This is a genomic window from Pseudomonas sp. ICMP22404 (assembly GCF_006227205.1).
In the GTDB taxonomy this organism is placed as follows: domain Bacteria; phylum Pseudomonadota; class Gammaproteobacteria; order Pseudomonadales; family Pseudomonadaceae; genus Aquipseudomonas.
The window spans coordinates 390,113-408,970 of the sequence record NZ_VCNG01000002.1; the positions used below are offsets into that span (position 1 = coordinate 390,113).

At 61.0% G+C, this 18,858-nt stretch carries 14 protein-coding genes; 4 read left to right on the forward strand and 10 right to left on the reverse strand.

What is annotated here, in order from left to right; translation table 11 throughout:
- Nucleotides 1–13 precede the first annotated feature (13 nt).
- From FGE05_RS05560 to FGE05_RS05570, 3 genes are all read right to left on the reverse strand, one after another.
- Nucleotides 14–1,294 carry a chloride channel protein gene (locus FGE05_RS05560; protein ID WP_139642240.1) on the reverse strand — a complete coding sequence of 427 codons (1,281 nt, stop codon included), beginning with the start codon at nucleotides 1,292–1,294 and terminating at the stop codon, nucleotides 14–16.
- A gap of 134 nt (nucleotides 1,295–1,428) precedes the next feature.
- Nucleotides 1,429–5,529, reverse strand: coding sequence for a CheR family methyltransferase (locus FGE05_RS05565; RefSeq protein ID WP_139642242.1), 4,101 nt, complete (start codon nucleotides 5,527–5,529; stop codon nucleotides 1,429–1,431).
- 162 nt (nucleotides 5,530–5,691) lie between these two features.
- Nucleotides 5,692–6,366: a TetR family transcriptional regulator gene (locus FGE05_RS05570; protein ID WP_139642244.1), complete on the reverse strand. Its 675-nt coding sequence runs from the start codon at nucleotides 6,364–6,366 to the stop codon at nucleotides 5,692–5,694.
- A gap of 112 nt (nucleotides 6,367–6,478) precedes the next feature.
- Here FGE05_RS05570 and FGE05_RS05575 point away from each other — a divergent pair, with 112 nt between their 5' ends.
- The gene (locus FGE05_RS05575) at nucleotides 6,479–7,135 is read left to right on the forward strand and encodes an O-methyltransferase (RefSeq protein ID WP_139642246.1); all 657 of its coding nucleotides are present in this window, start codon (nucleotides 6,479–6,481) and stop codon (nucleotides 7,133–7,135) included.
- 61 nt (nucleotides 7,136–7,196) lie between these two features.
- Here FGE05_RS05575 and FGE05_RS05580 read toward each other — a convergent pair whose 3' ends face one another.
- Nucleotides 7,197–8,156, reverse strand: a complete 960-nt coding sequence (locus tag FGE05_RS05580) for a LysR family transcriptional regulator (RefSeq protein ID WP_139642247.1) — start codon at nucleotides 8,154–8,156, stop codon at nucleotides 7,197–7,199.
- 99 nt (nucleotides 8,157–8,255) lie between these two features.
- Between FGE05_RS05580 and FGE05_RS05585 the strand changes: the two genes are divergently transcribed.
- The gene (locus FGE05_RS05585) at nucleotides 8,256–8,996 is read left to right on the forward strand and encodes an SDR family oxidoreductase (RefSeq protein ID WP_139642250.1); all 741 of its coding nucleotides are present in this window, start codon (nucleotides 8,256–8,258) and stop codon (nucleotides 8,994–8,996) included.
- On the opposite strand, the gene FGE05_RS05590 is transcribed toward FGE05_RS05585, so the two are convergent.
- From FGE05_RS05590 to FGE05_RS05610, 5 genes are all read right to left on the reverse strand, one after another.
- The gene (locus FGE05_RS05590) at nucleotides 8,965–10,233 is read right to left on the reverse strand and encodes an MFS transporter (protein ID WP_139642253.1); all 1,269 of its coding nucleotides are present in this window, start codon (nucleotides 10,231–10,233) and stop codon (nucleotides 8,965–8,967) included. The genes FGE05_RS05585 and FGE05_RS05590 overlap by 32 nt on opposite strands.
- Before the next feature lie 355 nt (nucleotides 10,234–10,588).
- Entirely contained in the window at nucleotides 10,589–11,179 is a 591-nt protein-coding gene (locus FGE05_RS05595) for a hypothetical protein (protein ID WP_139642255.1), read from the reverse strand.
- Nucleotides 11,180–11,332: 153 nt separating this feature from the next.
- Nucleotides 11,333–12,259 carry a sugar ABC transporter substrate-binding protein gene (locus tag FGE05_RS05600; RefSeq protein WP_139642257.1) on the reverse strand — a complete coding sequence of 309 codons (927 nt, stop codon included), beginning with the start codon at nucleotides 12,257–12,259 and terminating at the stop codon, nucleotides 11,333–11,335.
- 84 nt (nucleotides 12,260–12,343) lie between these two features.
- The gene (locus tag FGE05_RS05605; RefSeq protein WP_041021745.1) at nucleotides 12,344–13,135 is read right to left on the reverse strand and encodes a TIM barrel protein; all 792 of its coding nucleotides are present in this window, start codon (nucleotides 13,133–13,135) and stop codon (nucleotides 12,344–12,346) included.
- Nucleotides 13,132–14,154, reverse strand: coding sequence for a Gfo/Idh/MocA family oxidoreductase (locus FGE05_RS05610; protein ID WP_139642260.1), 1,023 nt, complete (start codon nucleotides 14,152–14,154; stop codon nucleotides 13,132–13,134). The genes FGE05_RS05605 and FGE05_RS05610 overlap by 4 nt, the downstream gene beginning before the upstream one ends.
- Nucleotides 14,155–14,341: 187 nt before the next feature.
- Here FGE05_RS05610 and FGE05_RS05615 point away from each other — a divergent pair, with 187 nt between their 5' ends.
- Nucleotides 14,342–16,339 (forward strand): sigma-54-dependent Fis family transcriptional regulator, encoded by a 1,998-nt coding sequence (locus FGE05_RS05615; protein ID WP_139642262.1) that lies wholly within the window; start codon nucleotides 14,342–14,344, stop codon nucleotides 16,337–16,339.
- A gap of 159 nt (nucleotides 16,340–16,498) precedes the next feature.
- Here FGE05_RS05615 and FGE05_RS05625 read toward each other — a convergent pair whose 3' ends face one another.
- On the reverse strand, nucleotides 16,499–17,551 hold the full coding sequence (locus tag FGE05_RS05625) for a substrate-binding domain-containing protein (protein ID WP_139642266.1): 1,053 nt from the start codon (nucleotides 17,549–17,551) through the stop codon (nucleotides 16,499–16,501).
- 180 nt (nucleotides 17,552–17,731) lie between these two features.
- Here FGE05_RS05625 and FGE05_RS05630 point away from each other — a divergent pair, with 180 nt between their 5' ends.
- Nucleotides 17,732–18,838, forward strand: a complete 1,107-nt coding sequence (locus FGE05_RS05630) for a fatty acid desaturase family protein (RefSeq protein ID WP_139642268.1) — start codon at nucleotides 17,732–17,734, stop codon at nucleotides 18,836–18,838.
- Nucleotides 18,839–18,858: the final 20 nt, after the last annotated feature.

The following is an 18,858-nucleotide window of genomic DNA, read 5'->3' on the forward strand; positions in this document are numbered from 1 at the left end:
ACGGAGCGGGTTTTCACCGATCCGCCTTCTGCGCTGGGGAGGCACTTTCCGCTGTTTGCACAAAACCGCGTGCCATTTGCTGATACAGCTCGGGCCCCATCCGGGAGCTGACGGCTTTGGCGACAAGGGCAACGCCCATAAGGCTGATAACCATTCCATGACTGTCGATCATCTCCATGACGATGATGGCTGAGGTAATGGGCGACTGGGTCACGGCGGCAAGAAAACCCACCATGCACAGGGCAATGACCGGTTGTACGCCAAGGTTGAACAGATCTGAGATGTTGGCGCCGATCGCTGCGCCCACTGCCAGGCAGGGAGCAAAAATCCCGCCGGGGATACCAGAAAAGTAGGTCACCACCGTGGCAATGAAGCGGGTCAGGGCGGCATGCCACGGCAGGCCGATGTCAGATGCAATGACGTGGTTGGTAACGCCATACCCGCTGCCAAATGACATGCCGCCACTGAGCATGCCGAGCACCGCCACAATCAGTCCGCAGATGCCGGCGAACCATACCGGATGCTGATGCCGCCACTGCCAGATCGGGGAGTGCCGATAACGCTGGGGCCATAACAACATGCGGCTGAAGAGTCCACCCAGCAGGCCGCAACCAACGGCAATCAGCAGCGCTGGCAGGATGATATCCATGCTGGCGTCTTGCACGCCGAAATGGCCGAAATAGTTGTAGTTTCCCTGCAAGGCAATGGCCACCATCCCGGACAGAATAATGGTGCTGAGCAAAACCCCGCTGGTACGTGTCTCCAGGCGCCGTCCCAACTCCTCCACGGCAAAGGCGATGCCCGCCAGCGGGGTATTGAACGCAGCCGCGATCCCGGCAGCGCCCCCGGCAAGAATCAGATCTTCACTGCGTATGATGCGTGCGTTGGGCAAGTAGCGATGGAAGAAGTGCATGACTGAAGCCGCCACCTGCACTGATGGCCCCTCCCGTCCGGCCGAGAAACCACCTGTCAAGGCCAGGGTGCCCAGGCCGATTTTGGCGAAGGCGATCTTTAACGACACCAATTGGCTGACGGGCTTACCCTGACGCGCCAAGCGGGTAGCGGCGATCACCTGGGGAATACCGCTGCCCTGGCAACCGGGCAAGAAGCGGTTGGTCAGCCCGACCACCAGCATGCCGATCAGAGGCGTATAGATAAACGGTAGCCAGGGGCGTTCAGCGGTTTGCAGCGCGAATTGATCCAGAGCCAGGTCGGCCAGGCGAGCGAACATGACGACGAGCAAGCCGGCGAGGGTAGCGGCCACCCACAACGTGACGCGGGTGCGCCAGCGCATGGAAGCAAATCGACGACGTAGCAAGATGAATGGTCTGATCACTCAGGTGGACCCCAGTTGAGAAAACGTTCGGGAGCTGCGCTAAGCCTAACCGTAAATGAGTACTCATGCCGATGAGGGAAGCCGGATCCCGCTCACGAGCGCCGCAACATTTCGATGGTTTCGATCAGGGCGTCATAGGACACCGGCTTGCCGAGGTGTTGATCGAACCCTGCCGCATGGGATTTCTGAACATCGCTATGGGTGCCGTAACCGGTGAGGGCGATGGCCGGGACGTTTTTCGCCAGCGGTAGTTGGCGCAGCGCGCTGATCAGTTGATGGCCGTTCATGACCGGCATGCCCAGGTCGGAAATGATCAGGTCGAAACGTTGGGATTCCGCGGCCTTCAGCGCCTCCAGCGGTTGGTCAAAGGCCAGGACCTGGGCGTCTTCCATTTCCAGCAGCATCTTCATGGTTTCCAGCACTTCCGGCGAGTCATCCACCAGCAGGATGTTCAAACCATCGAGCTTGCCGGTCGCCGATTCGATCGCCGCGACCGGGACGGTTTCGCTCTGCGGGGCGGCCAGGGGCAGGCAGACGCTGAAGGTGCATCCGGCGCCGAGTCCTGCCGAGGTCACCTGGACGGTTCCATGCTGAGCCTCGGTCAGCTGTCGTACCAGGGACAGGCCAATGCCCAGGCCTTCGCGCTGATGGTGAACGTGTTGTTTTTCCGCCTGGCCGAACATGTCGAAGACGTGTTCGAGGTTTTCCACGGCAATACCGATGCCATTGTCCTTGATGTCGATCCGCGCCATTTGATCCTGACGACGGGCGATCAGTTGAATGTGTCCCATGGATGGGGTGAATTTCAGCGCGTTATTGACCAGGTTCCAGATGATCTGGTCCACCCGGATCGGATCGGCATAAACGACCAGCGGTTCATCTGGCAATTGCAGGTCGATCTGGGTCTGGTGTTGTGCGTTGATCACCACGGTGTAGATGTCGCGAAGCACATCGGTCAAGTCGATTCGCGATGGTTGCAGCTTGAGTTTTCCGGTGCGTACGCGGGCGACATCCAGCAGGTCGTCAATGATGCGTGCCTGGCTGTTGACCGCATCGCAGATGGTGTTCACGGCTTTGGCCGCCGGACTGGATGTACGAGTGATCGGCAAGCGACGCAGCATTTCGGCATTGAGCTGGATCAGGTTCAGCGGATGCTTGAGCTCATGGGACATGACCGCAAAGAACTCGTCCTTCAGGGAAATGGTATTGCGGGACTGTTTCAGTTCCTGGCTCTGTTTTTCGTGTTCCTGCTGGTGCCCGGTCAAGTCGCGGGCGATCTTCACGTAGCCTTGCAGGTGATCGCCGCTGAGCAGGGTGACCTCGCCGCTGCAATAGAAAAGGCTGCCGTCCTTGCGCAGGTGCCAGCGTTCATCTTTGGCGCGACCGTGGGTACGGGCAGTCTTCAGCTCAGCTTGCGGCGCACCTTTGGCGCGATCCTCTTCGGAGAAAATGAACTCGTAGGAGGCGCCCTCAGCTTCCGCTTTGGTATAGCCGAATATCAGCTCGGCACCCTTGTTCCAGTGGGTGATCACGCCGTCTTCGTCGAGGATGATGATCGCGTAGTCATGGGTGCTTTCCGCCACCAGGCGCATGCGCTCTTCGCCCAGGCGCAACTCCTCTTCGGCGGCGCGGCGGGTGGTGATGTCGATGAAGGTCAGCACCGTGCCGTCGATATGGTCTTCGCTGGAGCGATACGGCAGCAACCGGGCAATGTACCAACGCTTGTCACTGATGCTGCTGACTTCACGTTCGATCATGTTCAGTGATTCGAATACTTGCGCCGCATCGTCGGCCAGGTCGGTGTAGTCCAGGCGATGGGTGATGTCGAGCAGTGAACGACCGGTGTCCACCGGCAGCATGTTGAAAATCTCCGTGGCCCGGGGCGTGAACCAGCGGATGCGCATGCTCCGGTCGACAAACACCGTGGCGATGTCGGTCGAGGCGATGAGGTTGGTCAGGTAGTCGTTGACCTTGTCGGTTTCTTCAACTTTGGTCTTGAGCTCGAAATTGACCGTCAGCAGTTCCTCGTTGATCGACTGCAACTCTTCCTTGCTGGTTTCCAGCTCTTCGGTAGCCGAGCGCAGCTCTTCGTTGATGGCCTGCATTTCCTCGTTGGACGCTTTCAGCTCCTCGTTGGAGACCTCCGACTGCTCGATCGTGTCTTGCAGGTGCAGCTTGGTGCGTTGCAGCTCGCGTTCGAGATTGGACAGGACCTGGCTTTCGGTCTGCACCTGGGCCATGGCCGCTTCCGCCGAGTCGATGTCACTTTCCTCGAAGATCACCAGCAGGTAGTCGCTGTCCGACTGCTCGTCCCTGTAGGGTTGGACGATCATGTCGATCCGCAGATGCCGGTCTTCATACTTGATCGATACGTCCCGCGACTTGACCGCCAGACCACTCTGTTGCACCTGGAACAGTGCGGTGCGGATTTCCAGGCGCAGCTCCGGCAGGATCAACGTCAGCAAGTTGCGCGACAACTCGCCGCCGACGTGCCGCAGGTAGCGCCCGGCGCCTTCACTCATGTGCAGGATGTCGGCATTGGTGTCGACGATCATGCTCGGCGGCGCGGCGCGTTCGATGGCGCGCCGGTGGATGTCGGCGAACGACAGCTTGGGCTGCACGTGGTTCTTCAGCTCGGGAAGCGAGTGGCCGCTGCTGCGGGTGTAGCCACCCCGAGGCATGGTGGGAACACGCCGGCTGTTGGGGCTGGTGCTCTTGGCCCGGAAGATCCGGTTGCGCTTGTCCACCGGGCTGAACAGTTCATGGCAGGCATCGGCGCTCTCGGAGGTGCCGAGAAACAGGAAACCGCCGGGGCGAAGCGCGAAATGGAACATCTGCAGGATTTCGCGTTGTACTTCCCGATCCAGGTAGATCAGCAGGTTGCGGCAGACGATCAGGTCGATCTGCGAGAACGGCGGATCCGCCAGCAGGCTGTGTTTGGCAAACAACACCTTCTCTCGGAGTTCCTTGCGAATTCGATAGTGATCGTCTTCCTTCACGAAATACTGGCGCAGGCGGGTCGGCGGCACATCGGTGACGATGGCCTGGGGGTAACGACCGGCCCGCCCGAGGCTGATTGCACGCTCGTCGATGTCCGTGGCAAACAGTTGCAGCTTGGCTTTGCTGCCCTTTACCTGCAGCTGGTCGTCGAGCAGCATCGCCAGGCTGTAGACCTCTTCCCCGGTAGAGCAACCCGCCGACCAGACACGCAGTTCTTCATGTTCCGGTCGTGGCGGCGTCAAGGTGGCGACCAGCTGCGGTATCACATCGCGCTCCAGCGCTTCGAAGGCCTCGCGGTCGCGGAAAAAGTTGGTGACGCCGATCAGCATGTCCCCCAACAGCGCCTTCGGCTCTTCTGGATTGCCTTGCAGGTACTGGGAATAGGTCGCCAGATCGGGCTGGGTGGTGACTTGCATCCGCCGTTCGATCCGCCGAAGCACCGTGGCGCGTTTATAGTGCTTGAAGTCGTGACCGGTGCTGCTGCGCAGGTAGGCCAGGATCTCGTGTAGATAGTGCTCGGCGGCGACAGCTTCCTGTTCGGCGTGATTTTCCAGTCCAGGATCAATGGCGCTGGGAAGGGTGATCGCTTGGGAATTACGCCACAGTTCGAGGATTTTCTGCGGCATGTCCACTACCGGCAAGACCAGGTCGACCATGCGTGTTTCGATGGCGGCGCGGGGCATGCCGTCGAACTCGGCGTCTTCCGGCGATTGCGCCAGGGTGACGCCGCCCTGTTCCTTGATGCGCGACAGCCCCACGGCACCGTCCGAGCCGCTGCCCGACAACACTACGCAAAAGGCCCGCTCACGGTGAACATTGGCAAGGTCGCGGAAGAACAGGTCAATGGCGGAGTGGCGATCGAGGGTAGAGGCGACGGGACTGATATTCAGATAGCCATCGTTCATCGCCAGTTGCTGGGCTGGCGAAATGACATAAACGTGGTTCTTTTCAATGGGTACAGTCTGGGTGACCTGCACAACCGGCATGTTGGTCGATTGCTGAATGATCTGGTCGGCAATGCTTTGATGGTCAGGCGACAGGTGCAGGACGATCACGAAGGCCATGCCGGTTTCCTGGGGCATGTTCTCGAAAAACAGCTTGATCGCCTGCAAACCGCCCGCAGACGCGCCAATTCCGACGACGCCAAATTCAAGGTGGGAGGCGGTTTTACTCAACGGTGATGGCGTTGTCATGGGGCTTCTCTTGATAAAGCGACGACCTGACGCCGCGCACACACATCGGACTTTTGCCTGGGGCAGGCGAATATTGGCGAAGCGGTGGAATGCTGCACCAGAACGCCATTGTACGCTATGTGGTAAGCAGGTCTTTGGAAGCGATTCGCGTTGAGCGAACGGTTATCCGAAAACGGCGCTATCGGACTCCGATTGCCGAGGAGGCTTTTGCTGATCGAGCGTAACAACATACGCGCTGAACATGTCCGCCATGCCATCGGCGTACGTCGCGATTTGCGCGTCGGTCCGTGGGCTTCCTGAAAAATCCTTGCCCACGGAACTGAGCGTGGTCAGGATCAGATCGCAGGCCGCCGAACGAGTAGGCTCGCTGACGTCGGGGAGCAACTCGAGCATGAAATTGGCGAAGATCCGCTTGCCTGTCGCGCGCACTTCGTGGGCTTGCGGTGCGTCGCGATAGAGCGGTGCGGCGTCGTTCAGCGCGCCACGCATCGGCGCTTCTTCGCACTCGGAACGAATGAACGCATGCACCAGGTTGCGCAGGCGATCCAGGGGCGGTTCCTCCAGGTTTTCCAGAATCCGGCACAGCATCTGGGTGGTCTGTTGCCACTCATCGCTCTGCAGCCGGAACAGGATCGCGACCTTGTTGGGAAAGTACTGGTACAGCGAGCCGATGCTCACGCCGGCCTTTTCCGCGACGCGAGCGGTGGTGAAGCGAGCGGCGCCTTCCTTGGCCAAAACCTGAACAGCGGCCTCTAGAATCGCCGCCACCAGCTCGGTGGAGCGTGCCTGCTGTGGCTGCTTGCGTGAGGAAATACGGGCGGTCTGGCGCTGGGTCATGGGCGGCTCGGTCGTCGTGGGGAAACGCGAATAGCGAATGGGGCGAATCACTCGCATCATTTAAATGCGACGAATCAGTCGCATCTTAGTCCCCTATCGATGGAAAGCAATCATGACTACTTTGACCACTGAACCTCTGGCGACCCTGATCGAACGCCTCTACACCCAGGCCAGCGCGGCCACCAGTCCGGTGCTGAGCACTGTGCCGAGTGAAGAGCGCGAGCGGCTGATGCGCAGCAAGACCGAATACCTCGACCTGTACGGAATGCTCAAGGACTTGTGGCTGCCGGTCTCCCGCGACACGGGCAAGCTGCTGTACATGCTCGCACGCAGCGCAAAGGCCAGGGCCATTGTCGAGTTCGGCACGTCGTTCGGCCTGTCTACCCTGCACTTGGCTGCGGCGTTGCGGGACAACGGCGGCGGCGTGCTGGTTGGCAGTGAGTTCGAGCCTTCGAAGATCGCCCTGGCGCGTCGCCATTTCGTTGAAGGCGCCGTCGATGATCTGGTGGACATCCGCGAAGGTGATGCGCTGGTTACCCTGGCCAGCGATCTCCCGGAAGCGGTCGATCTGCTCCTGCTCGATGGCGCCAAGTCGCTGTATGGCGACGTGCTGAGCCTGGTTGAAAAACACCTGCGGCCGGGCGCCCTGGTGGTGGCGGACAATACCGATTACTGCCCTGAATACCTGGCTTACGTGCGTTCACCGCAGAATGGCTACCTCTCCGTGCCTTTTGCCGATGACATTGAAGTGTCGATGCGTCTGGGATGATACGGGCCTCTTGAGGGGCTGCCGGGATCGGTGGCTGTCGGTTGTCCAACCCGACGGCCGATCAACCCAGCCTCGCTGCGGCCGCTTCATGCACCGCCTCGTCCCAGGCAGGCGTTGCAGGGAACAGCTCAAGCAGAAAGGCGATGAAGGCTTTTACGTTGGGACTGCCGCGTCGGCTTTCCGGCCACAAGGCGGTGATGGAGAAGCGTTCCGCAGTGAACTGGGGGAGGACTGGAATCAGTTCTCCCCGGCGAACATAGGGCGCAGCCACGTAGTGCGGGGTGATACCGATGCCTCCGCCCGCCGCCATGATAGCCGCCACCGCGTCGCTGACATCCACGGTGAATGCGGCGTCGGGGCTCCACTCAAGTTGTTTGTCGTCCGCCTGATAGGACCAGCGCAGACTCTGCCCGGTGCTCTGGTAGCGAAAGTTCACGCACTCATGCTCCGCAAGATGCTCGATGGTCGCCGGTATACCTTTTCGCTGCAGGTACTGGGGCGACGCAAACGCGCCGATTCGATGGGGCCCCAAGGGCCGCGAAACCAGACGTGAATCGGTGAGGTTCCCCACGCGAACGGCCACGTCGATCCCTTGCTCGATGATGTCGGAATACTGATCGCCGAGTCGCAAGTCGATTGCCAGATTGGGGTATTGCTCACGAAACCTGGGCAATGCAGGCGCCAGGATGTTCACGCCGATGGGGAGGGGGGCGGTGACTTTCAAGACACCTGAGGGCTCGGCGCGGGTTGCGACCGCAGCCTGATCGATTTCTTCGACCTCTCGCAGAATGCGCAATGCACGCTCGTAAAGATCCCGCCCTTCAGGCGTGAGGGTCAGGGAGCGCGTCGTGCGGGTGAACAGCATCAGCCCGAAATGCTCCTCAAGCCGCTGCACGCTCTTGCTGACGGCGGAGGGGGACACCGAGAGCGCCCGCGCCGCAGCGGTATAGCTGCCCAGGGAGGCGGCCCGCGCGAATGCGATGAGTCCGGTAAGACGGTCGAGACCAATTTGTGCCTTCATGGCACTAGTAAAGCGACTTGCGCCCCAATTATCAATCTACGATCACAGCCTTACGCTTACTCCATCGCACGCCATCCTGGCGTTCACTGGAGCCTCGACATGACCATCACCCCAACACTTGCATCCAATCTCACCGGCCGTACGGTCGTCATCTTCGGCGGTACATCGGGCATCGGCCTGGCCGCCGCGATACAAGCGAAGGCCGCCGGGGCCAAGGTCTTGGTCATCGGCTCGGATGCGGCCCGTGCCGAGCAGGCGTCGAAGGAACACGGCTTGGACGGCTGGCGCGGAGCCGACGTGACCCGCCGTGAGGCGGTCGAGGCCGCGCTGGCGGACATTCCGGTAGTCGATCACCTGGTGCTGCTCGCCGGTACGTTCGTCACTGGAAGCATCCTGACCGCCGACGTCGATCATCTGCGCCGGGCGTTCGATGAGCGTATCTGGGCGTCCATCAATGCGATCCGTATCCTGGGTGACAGGTTGTCCAAGGCGGGATCGATCACCTTCATCTCGGGTGCGCTCGCTGATCGACCCAATGCCCATGGCACTGCCGTCATCGGGGCGGCATCGGCCGCCATGGAGTCGCTGGCCCGTGGCCTGGCCCTGGAGTTGGCGCCGATTCGGGTGAACACCCTGTCGCCCGGCCCGATCGACACCCCGATCTTCAGCAAAGCGTTGGGCGAAGGCCGTGACGCCTACGTGGCTTCCCTGGAGCAGACCTTGCCGCTGCGTCGCATTGGTACGGCGGAGGAAGCCGGTGCTGCAACGGTGTTCTTGATGACCAACACGTTCATGAACGGTGCCGTGCTCAACGTTGATGGCGGTGCTCGATTGGTCTGATCTTGAAGGAACGAACGGACACCCCTCGGTAGAACGACAGGATGGCGAGTATCTGCACGACGACGGCGCCTGTCACGACGGCGATGATGGCTTGATCCGGGTGGCTGAAGGCGGTGCGCACCAGGCCGAAGAATGCAGGGGCGAAGGCATAGGTGGCCTGGCTGATCGCGACCATCAGCGCGATGACCCTGGCGGTGTGTTCTCGGCTGAACTCGGTCTGTGCGATCAACGGCGGCAGGGAGGTGGCGTTGCCGATGCCTGAGCCGATCAGCACCACCGCCATCCAGGCCACTGACGGGTGGAGGTCCAGGCCGAGGAGCATCAAGGTGCCCAGCATCTGGATGGCGTAGCCCAGGCACGCCAGTAGCCTGCGGTCGATGCCTTGGATCATCAGGCGCGCCGCGATGTAGCGCCCGCCCATGGCACTGGCGGTGGCCAGGCCCATGGCAAGTGAGGCGTCATGGGCTCCCAGGCGTCCCGCCAGGATCGAGTACAGGTGGGCGATCAAACCGATCTGGGCGAACAACCCCAGGGACATGCCGGTGGCCAATGTGCGGAAATTGGCCACCTTGAGGGTCTGCACGACAGTCCATGGAACGGCACTGCTGGCGGGTATCAAGGGTTCCGGCTGCTCGGCGTTGTCAGGATGCTGTCCCAGGCTTTGTGGGGTTTTGTTGAAGACCAGGAAGGCGAAAATGCCGATGAGCAGCACGGCCACGAGGCTGATCACCAGCGCTGCCGTGGCAAAGCCAAAGCCCTCGATCAGCCATACCCATAGGGGCGAAAAGACCACGCCGCCCAGGCTGGCGCCGTTGTAGGCTTTGCCCAGGGCCTTGGGCCTTTCCTTGACGTACCACGGCGCGACCAGGGTATTGACGGCCGCGGCCCCCAAGGTCACCCAGCCGATACCCGAGCACAGGGCACCGGCATACAGCACCCAGAGCTGGTCGGCTTGGGCCCAGATGTTCACGCCGATACCCAGGACGATGCTGCCCAGCAGAGTGATGGTTGGAATGCCGAAGCGTGCGTAGAGCCTGGGTAGATTGGCGATGACGATCGTGCCGCTGAGAAAGTGCAAGGTGACGGCAGTCGATACCTGGGCGATGGGCCAACCCGTGCGCTCCATGACCGATTGCATGTAGATCGGCGGGCCATAAAAGCCGATTCCCCAACCGATCATTGCCAGGATGAATGTGCAGGTCAGTACGGTTTCTCCAAAAAAACGCGTGCGTTTCATCGCCATTCCTCCTTGTTGGCCTCAATGGTCTACGTGGCTAATCGGATATAGGCCACTACGCTCTGTACGAATAGCTTTGATACTCGTTCATGCTGCGTTGAAAACAGTCTGACCTTCGTCTCAAGACTTTTCGTACGGAGCCCAGATTATGTGCGCGACAGGTCTTTCACTTCGATGTGTGACGAATGATGGGTGCGCGCCGGGGTTGTTTCTGATTGGCGACGGGAGATGGAGGCTGACGGTCTTGACCGAGAATCTGCTGTTGTTCATATAACGGCGAAGAACTCTGCCGCCAGCGCCAGATAAGGTCCTGGCACGATGGGAGCCGCTGCGATGGTTGATCCGCCGCCAGTCGTTAATCCGGTATCAAGCGCGCGAACTTCAAATGTTTGTTCAGCACAACCGCCTGCGCTTTTGTAAATCCCAGATCGAAAGCCTTGTGGCGTGCAATGGTTACTTCGACTTCTTCAGTGGTCGTAAACATTTTTATCTCTTTTGAACCGTGAAGATACGGCTCATATCCTTCGCGATGCATGAGGACAAAATCGTTCATGTGTTGAGCGCCTGTCATTTTCTGCGGCAGGATTTTCCCCTTGAACAGGCTGGTCAGATCTTCATCGAATACGAACTGGACATTGACATAACCTGTTGCTCCCCCCGCTTCGTTTTCAAAACCACGAACCTTCGCTAATTCGGTCGATGTCCAGACTCTTGCATAGGTTCCGGTCTGGTAGGTTTCAAAGGCTTTCTCAAAGTCGAATGTCGACTCGCCTTCGCGTGATCCGCGTATTGAACCTGAAGCATCATCCCATTCTTTTTGCGCCATTCGCCTGTACAGCACCTCCCGATCCGGTCTTGACTCAGCATATTTCAGCGGCAACCTGGGAGCACGCCTCCTGCTGAAATATGTCATCAGTCGATCGAGTTCATCTGGGGGAACAGACATCGGCAGCCACCTTGGTCAGTCAGCTAGGGGTTGTACGAAAAGTCGCGAGGCGATCCGGCAGAGCGAAAACAGGCGATGAGCGAGGGGACTCGCGCGCGCCTGTTTTCAGCGAAGCATGATCCTTGCGGGGTAATGTCGTACAAAGCCTAGCGGCTATTTGTAATGCTGCTCGAACACAGCCACCTGTTCCGGCTTGATCAGCTGAAAAGGCACCCAGACTTCCGCGTCGACCGGCTCGCCCTTGATCATTTTGACGGCGGCTTGCAGCGCGGCGGTCGCCTGGGCCTTGGGGTCCTGAAACACCGAGGCGACCAGCATCCCGCGCTTGATTGCCGCCAGCCCGTCGGGCAGGCCATCGATGCCGACAATCGCGATTTCGCCCTTGGCTTTTCCCGCTTGTTGCAGGGCCATGGCCGCGCCGATGGCCATTTCGTCGTTGTTGGCGACAATGGCGTCGAACGAGGTACCGGCCAGCAGCCAGTTGCTGGTCAAGTCCATCCCCTTGGCCCGTTGCCACTCGGCGCTTTGCTGTTCGACGATCTTGATCCCGGGGTAATCCTTGAGCACCTGTTTGACCCCTTCGGTGCGGTCGTGCGTAGCGTTTTGCGCAAGGTCACCCATGATGATCGCGAGGGTGCCTTTGCCATTCAGCTTTTCCGCCAGGTAGTGCATTTGCAACTGGCCGGCCTCGATGTCGTTCGAGGCCACGGTGACCACGCCCTTGGGCAGGACGCGTTCGTCCGGGTGCCGGTTGACGTAGACCAGCGGCACCTTCGCCTCGACGGCGGCGCGGGTCATGTTGGTGGTGGCGGCGGTGTCCACGGGCAAGACGATGACCGCATCGACCTTCTGGTTGATGAAGCCCTGGACTTGGTTGAGCTGGCGCACGACATCGCCCTGGGCATCCTCGAACTGGATCTGGACGCTGTCTTTCTTTGCGGCGTCTTCCAGGCCGCTGCGTACATAGGTCATGAAGTTGTCGTCAACCCTGGCGATGCTGACGCCGATGCGATAACTGGCGGTGGCCCATTGGCTGAAGGCGAAGAGCAGCGTGGCAATAAGCAGTGTGCAACGACGCATGGTGATATTCCTTTTGTTGTTATGAGTCGATCAGGCGTGAAGGTTGTCGGCGCACCTCGATTCATGCCCAAGGGCGCCGCCGTTTCATCGATCCAGACTAAACGCTTGCCGGAAGCGTTGAAGTGCCGCCTCGCTGTCGCCGCTGGCCCAGCCCTCAAGGCCGACGACACCGGTGTATCCCATGTCGAACAAGGCTTTGGCAATGGCCGGGTAGTGGATTTCGCCGGTCCCCGGTTCCATGCGGCCAGGGACGTCGGCCACTTGGATTTCGCCGATGGCGCTGCCGGCGCGCTGGATCAGTTCTATCAGGTTTCCTTCACCGATCTGTGCGTGGTAGAGGTCCAGGTTCAGCTTCAGATGAGGGCTGCCCACGGCCTCGATCAGCGCCAGGGTGTCATCGGCGCGAGCGAACGGCGTGCCAGGATGGTCTACCTCGGTGTTGAGGTTTTCCAGCAGGAACACCCGGCCGGCGTCTTCACCCAGGCGCGCGATTTTTTCCAGGGTCTTGCAGGCGTTCAACCACATGCGGCCGGTGGTGAGGGCCACCGGTTTGACCGGCAAGCCTTTGTCGCCCAGGCCTGTGCCATGCAGGTTGAGGCTCGGGCAGTTCAACCGGGCGGCGACGGCCAGGGATTCCCGTGCGCTGTCGAGCAGGTGCTGGATGTCCTCGGGGTCGGTCAGGTTGCCCGCGATGTAGCCGGTCATCGAGGTGAAGTCGGCGCCGGTGGCGACCAGGGCGGCAATGTCCTTCTTCGTCCAGTCCCAGATTTCGGCGCTGAAGCCCAGTGCGTGAATCCGTTTGACCCGCTCGGTGAACGGCAGGTCGAGGAAAACCATCTCGGCGCTGATCGCCAGTTTGAACGGAGTGAAGCTCATGGTCGGCCTCCTTGCACGCGCACGGGCTGGCCTTGCTGGAACGACTCGATGCAGGCGCGGGCAATGGCCAGGGCAGCGCGGGCGTCTTCACCGCTGGCGAGGGGCTTTTCGCCGGTGCGCAGGCAACTCACAAAATGGTTGAGCTCGGCCACATAGGCATCCCGTAGCAGGTCGGTGTCCAGGCGCTGTGTGTCGGCCTGGATGCCATCGGCCAGGTAGCGAACCAGGTCGGAGTCATTGACGGCGCCCATGGTCAACATGCCGGCGCTGCCGAACACTTCGCCCCGGACATCGTAGCCATACACCGCCTGGAAATTCGCCTCGGCGGTGGCGAGGGCGCCGTTGTCGAAACGCAGGGTCACCATGGCGGTGTCGAGGAAACCCTTGTCCTTGAAGTCTGGCGCGATCAGGGCATCGGCCATCACGAAGACTTCGACGACCTCGGCCCCAGGATTGAGGTAACGCAAGGTGTCGAAGTCGTGGATCAGGGTTTCGAGGAAGATCACCCACTGCGGGGAGTTGGCCGGATTGTTCAGCGCCGGGTCGCGGGTCAGCGACCGCAGCAGTTGCGGGGTGCCGATGCGGCCGGCGACCACGTCCAGGTGCGCAGTGCGAAAACTCTTGGCGAAGCGGCGGTTGAAGCCGACCTGCAAGGTGACCCGGGCATCGGCGGCAGCGGCGATGGCGCGGTCCGCTTCGTCGAGGGTGATCGCCATGGGTTTTTCACAGAACACACTTTTGCCAGTGCGGGCTGCGCTGATGACCAGCTCGGCGTGGCTGCGGGCCGGAGCGGCAATCAGTACGCCGTCGATCTCGGGGTCGTCGAGCAATTGCTGTGGGTCGGTGTAGACCCGCTCCACCCCCAACTGTGCCGCCAGGCGGGCGGCTTGGCCCGGTGTCGGGTCGGCGATGGCAGCCAGGCAGGCGCCGGGAATGTGTCGGGCTGCCGTCAGGCCGTGAAAGCTGCCCATGCGGCCGGCGCCAATGAGACCGAGGCGGATGATCTTGGATGTATTCATGAAACGCACTTCCCCTTTTTTTGTTATCAGCAGGATTGTTTTCGCTGTACAGGCAGGGGAGCAAAGCCTGTGCCAATGCATATCTTATTGATAAGTAAGAATTTATTCCTTATCTAGCAAAATAAGTGTTAATTCTCATGACATGCCTATACTGCACATGTACATAAAATGAACATTGGAGCTTTTCGTGATCCCGGCACCCATCGCTGTCAGCGAGCAAGACCTCGACTACATCGCGTCACTCGGTCCGGCGTCGTTGAGTGACGGACCGATTGGCGCTTTGGAGCAGGCCTGGCTGGCTTGCCTGGACGGATGTATCGAGCGGCCTGATGGGGTCCGGCAGGTGATCTGGAACTCCTGGTTGCGCAGCGTCGAGGCCGGCCTTGACCCCGAGGACGGCGCGTATCGTTTTGTCGATCCAGCCGACCTGGCCGCAACGCTGGCCGCCCATCGCGTGATGATCGCAGTGGCGGCCGAGGTCATGGGCGGGTTGTTGGCCTACAACCCCAGGGGCCATATCAACCTGACCGACGCCGAAGGGACCACTCTGTATTTCTGCGGCAGCGATCTCACCCCGGTGGGCAGCCGCTTGCTGGAGTCGGTGCAGGGCACCAACTGTACGGGGTTGGCATTGGCTGAAGACCGGCTGGTCTATGTGCTGGCCGAAGAGAACTTCGGCGTCGGCTTGCGCAAGCGACGCATGCATTGCGCCGCCGCACCGATTCGCGATGCCCGGGGACGGACGCTGGCGATCCTGACCCTGACCGCCGAGCCGGGCTGGTTTCATTTCCACACGTTGGGCACCGTGCAAGCCGCGGCCGAAGCCGTATCACGGCAAATGGCGCTGCAGGCCTTGCTGGAAGAACAACAGACGATGCTTGAAGTGCTCAACGAAGGCCTGGTCGTGCTGGACGACCGCGGCTGCATCAGGGCCATCAACGGTTATGCACGACAGTTGTTTCGCGTCGGGCGCGACCTGCTGGGCCAGCCGTTCCAGCGCTTGGGCCAGAGTGAGCTGACCGATGAGATCCTGCTGCGTGGCGGGGAAGGGCTGCGGGATCTGGATTGCACCTTCGAATTGCATGATCGCAGTCACCTGGCCTGCCTGGTGTCGGTGTGCTCACTGGAGCAGGGCGGGCGCATCGTTTCGCTGCGGGAAAACCGGCGCATCCGCGAAATCACCCGGCGGATCATCGGCACCCAGGCCAGCTACACCTTCGACACCATCCAGGGCAGCTCCCGGGCCATCCAGGACGCGTTGCACCTTGGACGAATCGCCAGTCGCAGCGACTCCACCACGTTGATCCTCGGCGAAAGCGGTACCGGCAAGGAGCTGTTCGCCCAGGCGATCCACAACGCCAGTGAGCGTCGCAGTGGCCCATTCGTGGCGGTCAATTGCGGGGCGATCCCACGAGATCTGGTGCAGAGCGAATTGTTCGGGCATGTCGAGGGGGCCTTCACCGGTTCGGCTCGCGGCGGATCCGCCGGCAAGTTCGAGTTGGCCGATGGCGGCACAATCTTCCTCGACGAAATCGGTGACATGTCGTTCGGGGCCCAGGTCAGCCTTTTGCGGGTCTTGCAGGAAGGCGAAGTCACTCGCGTGGGGGCGAAGAAATCCCAGCGAGTGAACGTGCGCATCATCGCCGCCACCCATCGCAACCTGAGCCAAGCGGTGGCTGACGGCGCGTTTCGCGAGGATCTTTACTACCGGCTCAACGTGCTGAATCTGACGGTCCCGCCGCTGCGCATGCGCCGGGAGGACGTACCGTTGCTGGCGCACCATTTCCTCTCTCGTTGCGCTCGCTCACTGCGCAAATCGGTGCGCGGCATCTCGCCCCAGGCGCTCGACGTGCTGTCGGCCTACCACTGGCCAGGCAACGTGCGTGAGCTGGAAAATATCATCGAGCGTGCGACCAATCTGGCGGTCAGCGAACAGCTGCAGCCGGATGATCTACCGCTGGAAATCAGGCAGGGCCTGCGGCCGTCATCGCCAGGGAATATGCCTGAGCGACCGGCAGCCCTGGGCCTCGACGCCCATGAAATGAACGCAATTGTCGCCGCCCTCGAGGCCACCCGGGGCAACATCCGCCTGACTGCCCAGCAACTGAACGTTTCTCGGGGTGGGCTGTACAACAAGATGAGTCGGTACGGGTTGAGGGCGGAAACGTTTCGTTCCGGGGGGTAAGGCTGCTCACTCAAGTCAGTAGATGAACCTGTGGCGAGGGGATTCATCCCCGCTGGGGCGCGAAGCGGCCCTAAGATTTTGGGGCTGCTACGCAGCCCAGCGGGGATGAATCCCCTCGCCACAATGAACCGGGCGAGTCTTGAATCAACAGCATTGCACTCAGGGACGAGCATTCTCCGAGGTCATGATCTGCAACGGGATATGGATGCGATGTCGCACCGGATCGAAGGCTGGCGCGGTCTGCAGCTCCACCAGTAGATCAACCAGCGCTTGAGCCAGCAACCGCGGCTGGGAATCGATGACCAGGCTGATCAGGCCCTGTGCAAGAGCCTGGCGCGACAGCTCGGTGGACTCCTGCAAGATGCAGCACAGCGACGGCCGACTCGGCAGTTGCGACAGGGCGCTGATAATGCCGTCGCCGCCACCACCGACCACACACAAGCCACGCAAGTCGTCATGCCGCGCCAGCAGGTCCAGGGTCGCCTCTTCGGTGATGTCGTCGTTGTCCAGGTTGATTAACGCCTCCAGCGGTCGCAGGCCGGGAGCATGCTCGGCCAGGTAGCTGCGCAGCCCGTCGATCCGGGCCTGGTGGCCGAGGAAACGATGGCCACCGAGCAACACCCCGACACTGCCTTCACGGGTTCCGCAGGTGTGGGCCATCAGCCAACCCATGGTGCGCCCGACTGCATGGTTGTCCTGGCCGACGTAAGGCTCATCGGCCGTTTCACATATGTCGGACAGCAGCGCGATCACCGGCACGCCGGCGGCCCTGATCTGGGCGATGCTGGCGTTGATCAACGGGTGCGCGAAGCTGACCACTGCCAGGCCGTCGCACTGCACCGCCAATTGTTCGATCTGGGCGATGATCGCGCTGGGTGTCCGATCGAAAACGTACTCGAATTGAATGCTCAGGTTGGCGCCGGCATGACGTTGCGCCGCTTCTGTGATAGCGGCGGCCACATTGCCGTAGAACGCCTGGGCGGTGCCGAGCAGGAGAATGCCGAAACGGTAGCTGGGACGGCGCTCACGGATCCGTTGGCCGATCAGTCGGGCGGCGAAATAGCCGACCTTTTCGGCGGCCTGGAACACCTGCTCGGCGGTGGCCGGGGTGACCGGCGCCCGGGCGTTGAGCACCCGGTCCACGGTCGCGACACTCAACCCCGCGTACTGGGCGACGGTGGCAATGGTTGGGCGTTTGGTGGTGTTGGTCATGGCAGGCCCCGCAGCGTCTTGATAGAAAACTATCAAGCTTCGATGGGCCTGGATGATAGCTTGATAGGGAATCAATTCAAGGGCTTGAGGCTAATCGGCGCGCTCTCTATGGTTTCTCCAACGATGCGAACCTGCATCGAGCAAGGGTTCAACACCATCAAGCTTGCGGAGAACAATAAAATGTCTGAACAAAACGCAGCCTCCGGCCACCGCGATAAACCCGCACGCCGAGACTATTCACTGCTCGGTCCCGAAGCCGCCAAAGCGGCGCAAAAAGGCCTGGTGTCCGCCAGCTGGTACCAGTCGCCGATCTCGCGTAAACGCATGAAGGAATTGATGCAGCGCCGCGACGGCCCGGCACTGCGGGACACTGCGATCTGGTTGCTGTCAATGATCGTCACCGGTTTCGGTGGTTACTGGTTCTGGGGATCCTGGGCCTGCGTGCCGTTCTTCTTCGCCTATGGGCTGCTCTACGGCACGGCGTCGAATGCCCGTTGGCACGAAACCGGTCACGGCACCGCATTCAAGACCCGCTGGATGAATGACGTGGTCTACCAGGTGTCGAGCTTCATGTTCATGTTCGAGCCCCATGTGTGGCGCTGGAGCCATGCTCGGCACCATACCGACACCATCATCGTCGGGCGCGATCCGGAGATCGTCGAGCCGCGCCCGCCAAGCCTGATCAGCATGGTGCTGAGCCTGATCAGGATGCCTTACGCGATCAAGACCATGGGGTCGGTCTGCCGGCATGCGACCGGGCGGATGGCGGAAGAAGAGCAGACCTTCATCCCCGAGTCCGAGTGGCCGAAGATCTTCCTGGCGGCGCGCGTCTGGCTGATGATCTATGGATTGACCGTGGCGGCGGCACTGTACCTGCAGAGCTGGTTGCCGCTGATGTTCATCGGCCTGCCGACGCTCTATGGCGGCTGGCTGTCCTACGTGTTCGGCCTGTCCCAGCATGTCGGCCTGGCTGAAGACGTGCTCGATCATCGCAGCAACTGCCGCACCATCTACATGAATCCGGTGCTGCGTTTCCTCTACCTGGACATGAACTATCACCTCGAACATCACATGTATCCGATGGTGCCGTTTCATGCACTGGCGCAGCTTCACGAAGAGATCCGCCACGACTGCCCGCCGCCCTATACCAGCCTGTTGGAGGCGTTCAAGGAAATCCTCCCGACCATCTGGAAGCAGCGCAAAGACCCGAGCTATTTCGTCCGTCGCCCTTTGCCGCCACGCACGGCGCCGACCGCCAGCACCCAGGCTGAAGCGACACCGGCCTGACCCTTCCCGTTTTACCACTA

Bases quoted from the DNA above. Each gene is read 5' to 3' on its own strand.
- FGE05_RS05610 (WP_139642260.1), bottom strand. From the start codon at position 14,154: ATGAATACATCCAAGATCATCCGCCTCGGTCTCATTGGCGCCGGCCGC.
- FGE05_RS05605 (WP_041021745.1), bottom strand. From the start codon at position 13,135: ATGAGCTTCACTCCGTTCAAACTGGCGATCAGCGCCGAGATGGTTTTC.
- FGE05_RS05570 (WP_139642244.1), bottom strand. From the start codon at position 6,366: ATGACCCAGCGCCAGACCGCCCGTATTTCCTCACGCAAGCAGCCACAG.
- FGE05_RS05580 (WP_139642247.1), bottom strand. From the start codon at position 8,156: ATGAAGGCACAAATTGGTCTCGACCGTCTTACCGGACTCATCGCATTC.
- FGE05_RS05585 (WP_139642250.1), top strand. From the start codon at position 8,256: ATGACCATCACCCCAACACTTGCATCCAATCTCACCGGCCGTACGGTC.
- FGE05_RS05590 (WP_139642253.1), bottom strand. From the start codon at position 10,233: ATGAAACGCACGCGTTTTTTTGGAGAAACCGTACTGACCTGCACATTC.
- FGE05_RS05560 (WP_139642240.1), bottom strand. From the start codon at position 1,294: ATGCGCTGGCGCACCCGCGTCACGTTGTGGGTGGCCGCTACCCTCGCC.
- FGE05_RS05595 (WP_139642255.1), bottom strand. From the start codon at position 11,179: ATGTCTGTTCCCCCAGATGAACTCGATCGACTGATGACATATTTCAGC.
- FGE05_RS05630 (WP_139642268.1), top strand. From the start codon at position 17,732: ATGTCTGAACAAAACGCAGCCTCCGGCCACCGCGATAAACCCGCACGC.
- FGE05_RS05575 (WP_139642246.1), top strand. From the start codon at position 6,479: ATGACTACTTTGACCACTGAACCTCTGGCGACCCTGATCGAACGCCTC.
- FGE05_RS05625 (WP_139642266.1), bottom strand. From the start codon at position 17,551: ATGACCAACACCACCAAACGCCCAACCATTGCCACCGTCGCCCAGTAC.
- FGE05_RS05600 (WP_139642257.1), bottom strand. From the start codon at position 12,259: ATGCGTCGTTGCACACTGCTTATTGCCACGCTGCTCTTCGCCTTCAGC.
- FGE05_RS05565 (WP_139642242.1), bottom strand. From the start codon at position 5,529: ATGACAACGCCATCACCGTTGAGTAAAACCGCCTCCCACCTTGAATTT.